Annotated in this window: 3 protein-coding genes; all 3 read left to right on the top strand. The window is 36.7% G+C overall.

Features of this window, described 5'->3' with window-relative positions:
• Positions 1 to 22 precede the first annotated feature (22 nt).
• The 3 genes from BAZSYMA_RS02045 to BAZSYMA_RS02035 are packed head-to-tail and all read left to right on the top strand — an operon-like array spanning position 23 to position 3263.
• The gene (locus tag BAZSYMA_RS02045) at positions 23 to 1261 is read left to right on the top strand and encodes an SPASM domain-containing protein (protein WP_090715096.1); all 1239 of its coding nucleotides are present in this window, start codon (positions 23 to 25) and stop codon (positions 1259 to 1261) included.
• Positions 1258 to 2253 carry a radical SAM protein gene (locus tag BAZSYMA_RS02040; protein WP_090715093.1) on the top strand — a complete coding sequence of 332 codons (996 nt, stop codon included), beginning with the start codon at positions 1258 to 1260 and terminating at the stop codon, positions 2251 to 2253. Before BAZSYMA_RS02045 ends, BAZSYMA_RS02040 begins: the two co-directional genes overlap by 4 nt.
• A complete protein-coding gene (locus tag BAZSYMA_RS02035; RefSeq protein WP_090715091.1) occupies positions 2250 to 3263 on the top strand; it encodes a radical SAM/SPASM domain-containing protein in 1014 nt (337 codons plus the stop codon). Before BAZSYMA_RS02040 ends, BAZSYMA_RS02035 begins: the two co-directional genes overlap by 4 nt.
• The last annotated feature ends 17 nt before the right edge of the window (positions 3264 to 3280 follow it).

Below are 3280 nucleotides of genomic sequence, written 5' to 3'. Positions count from 1 at the left end.
CTCAGTATTTTGAAAAAGACTAATGCAATACTCTGGTTTCAACTTACATATTAGATTAACAACTGCTTGCAATGCAGATTGTCATTATTGCAGTTGTGAATCCGATGTAGCTTCAGACAGAATGCCAATTGATGATTTGCAGAAATCTTTAACTTTTGCACTAGACAAATTTTTACCAAGAACATCTAAAAAAACATACTGTAGCGCAGAAGTCATTGGCGGTGAGGTGATGGTATTACCCACAAACTATTTAAAGCAAGCTGTCTCAGTCATAAAAGAGCTTGCAGGTAGTAAAGTTGAGCGAGTTGATGTTGGGTGTCAAAGTAATTTAATAGGCTCTAGAAACAAGATTGATGCGTTAAGAGAGATTATTGATACACACAGTATTGGCACATCAAAGGACTCTTTCACCAACAAAAGAACAATCAATGGTGATGCAGATAAATATAGAGAGTTAGCAACCAAAGGTGCTGACTATTTATCAGCAACTTCAGGCGCCACGATTGGCACTGTTATTGTTTTTGATAAGGACAATATTGATAAAGTGATCAACGAATATAAAATCGCAGAGAAAACCCAAACAAGAATAACGATACGCCCTGTTTTTGCTGGCAAACACTCTATTGATTATTTAGAGCCAAAGTTACTGGGTAAACATTGGAAGGCGTTAATTAATATATGGTTTATCAATGGCCGCACAGCAGTTGAACCGCTTATGAGAATGACCAAGTCAATGCTTGGAATGCGCACTAATGAGGTAGGTTGCCCTTATTGGCGTAGTTGTTGTGCAAACAGTCTTGATATTGAACCAAATGGTGATATTTATATTTGCCAAGAGATGGCCGATGTTGGCGCAGGCAAGCTTGGTAATGCAATTCGTAGAGAATGGGATGATGAAATGTATTTGACACTGAGCAAGCGTCAAACAAATATCGACCAAGAATGCCAGCAATGCCAGTGGTATGAGTATTGTCAAGGTGGATGTATGATGGAGTCATTTACTGAGACAGGCAGCTTTTATTCACGACCAAATAATTGCACGGCGTGGAAGGTGATATTTAAATCTATTGACGACAATATTAAAAAATATGGCAAACAAGCCTCTATTGATTGGATTGACAAAATAGAAGAATTGGAAGACTTAAGGATTGATCGTTCAAAAAGTAAATTTAACCATTCAAAGAATAAATTTAACCATTCAAAGAATAAATTTAACCATTCAAAGAATAAATTTATAGCTATAGAAGTGCTAACGCAATGAAGCAATTTAATAAATTATTTATCAATTTAACATGGGCTTGCAATCTGGATTGTCCCAGATGTTATATCCCTAAAAAACTAAGAGATGACTACACTTCAAGTCTTGATAAGGATTATTTTGCACAAGTATTAGCGCACAAAAGTATTGACCCAAGTCATAATACTATTGCGATTTACATGGGCGGTGAGCCAAGTGTAATGGGGGAAGGAGGGCTAAGGTCTTATATCAATATTGTCTCAAGCATACTACCAAGAGCAAGACATACAATCGTTACTAATTTGTTTAATTTACCAAAATGGTTAGTTGCAATCTCATTGAATGAATTTTCTAGTCAAATTGAAACAACCTATGCAAATGGAAAAAAACAAACCTTATATGGAAATGAATACAAATATCAAGAAAAGTTCGTTAAGAATTTAACCTTAGTGAGCGAAGCGGGTATTAATTGCACAGTCAATGTTGAGCTTAATATTGAAACCATCAGGGCTGGCACTGAGGCAATTATTAGTATTATGAAACACTCTGGCGCTAAAGATTGGGCGTTTGATTACTCTGTTAATTTTGATGATTTCAACAATAACCCTGTTTTTGATAGTTTTCATTATCCAGTCTTAACTGGCAATGCAACATTAAAAGAATACTGGGGGTTTGTTAATGCTATTAAAGCCGATGATTGGGTTGTTAATAACAATATAAGAATCGCACCAAGAGTGGATGGGTTTAATACGCTAGAAGGCGATAACTTTTTAACTATAAATCCAAATTGTACAGTGACAACAAATCCTTTGTTCTCAACAATAACAGCATTACAACATAGGCATGTTGATGAGTTAAATAATTCTAAAATTAAAGAACAACACCAAAAAAGAGCGGTTAATCGAATACGCCACTGTGTTGAATTCGCCTGTAATGAGTTTGATGATTGTCAAGGTTTTAGCGCCCATATACCAATCCAACAAGACGGATTTTGCGCAGGGGGCTTAGCGTTATGACAACTCATGTGAAAAATAGGCGATTATTCCATATCAATGTAACTCGTCAGTGTCAGCTGGCTTGCTCTCATTGTTATATTGATCAAGATATTAGAGACAATAGTCAATCTATGTCAGTTGCTAAAATGCAAGAAATAGCCGATGTAATTGGCGATACTAACGCCGATGTTCATATCATTGGTGGCGAACCAACACTGCTTAGTATGGACACGCATAAGCAATACCTATTAATCTTATCAAAGCTTAAAAACTCAAAAATAATGATCGTTACTGCGTTGCAAAATGCACGGGCAGTCAAGGTCGCTAAATTGTATCAAAATATAGCCACTTCTTATGATCCAAACGCAAGAACTCAGATTAACAATGACAAGTGGCTAAAGAGGTGTAAGGAATTAAGAGCAAACGGTAATAATGTGCATATATCTACATCACTTAGTCAATCAGTGATTAGCCACGGTATTAGCACAACATTGGATGAGATTTATCAATTTGGCTTTAGATCTGTGCATCTAGCAGCCATGGTTCCAACTGCAAATGCACTTGAAGAAACACCAGATCCAATCCTCACTTCTAAGGCGATGATTGAGTCGGCTAAATGGGTAATTGAAAAAAGAAAAACCACTCAAGACCAAGACGATATTTTTGTTTCCCCTTTTGATGGACTATTACAAGGCATGAGTAATTACGATGGACTTAGGTGCCCAGCTGGTGAGAGTTGTGTCAATGTAGAGCCTAATGGGCAGATACATGCCTGTGTTGCCAAAGGCGCAGAGGCTAAAGACATTGATATGAGTCAAATGCAATCTATTGAAGCGCAATTAAGTAGTAATGCTTATGCATTAGAAGTTGCACAACACAACAGGTCAAGAACAGAGTGTTTTGCTTGTGAGTTTTGGACAACTTGTAAAGGTGGGTGCAAGGTATTGGCAAACACGCATATTGCGAAGAACTCTGTAGAGTGCGCAGGGTTTAAAACTTTTTTAAATTATGTTAAAGAGCAAGCGTTGTAATTATGTCTATAAATATT

The organism is Bathymodiolus azoricus thioautotrophic gill symbiont, assembly GCF_001298715.1.
In the GTDB taxonomy this organism is placed as follows: domain Bacteria; phylum Pseudomonadota; class Gammaproteobacteria; order PS1; family Pseudothioglobaceae; genus Thiodubiliella.
This window is presented reverse-complemented; position numbering and strand designations above follow the sequence as displayed.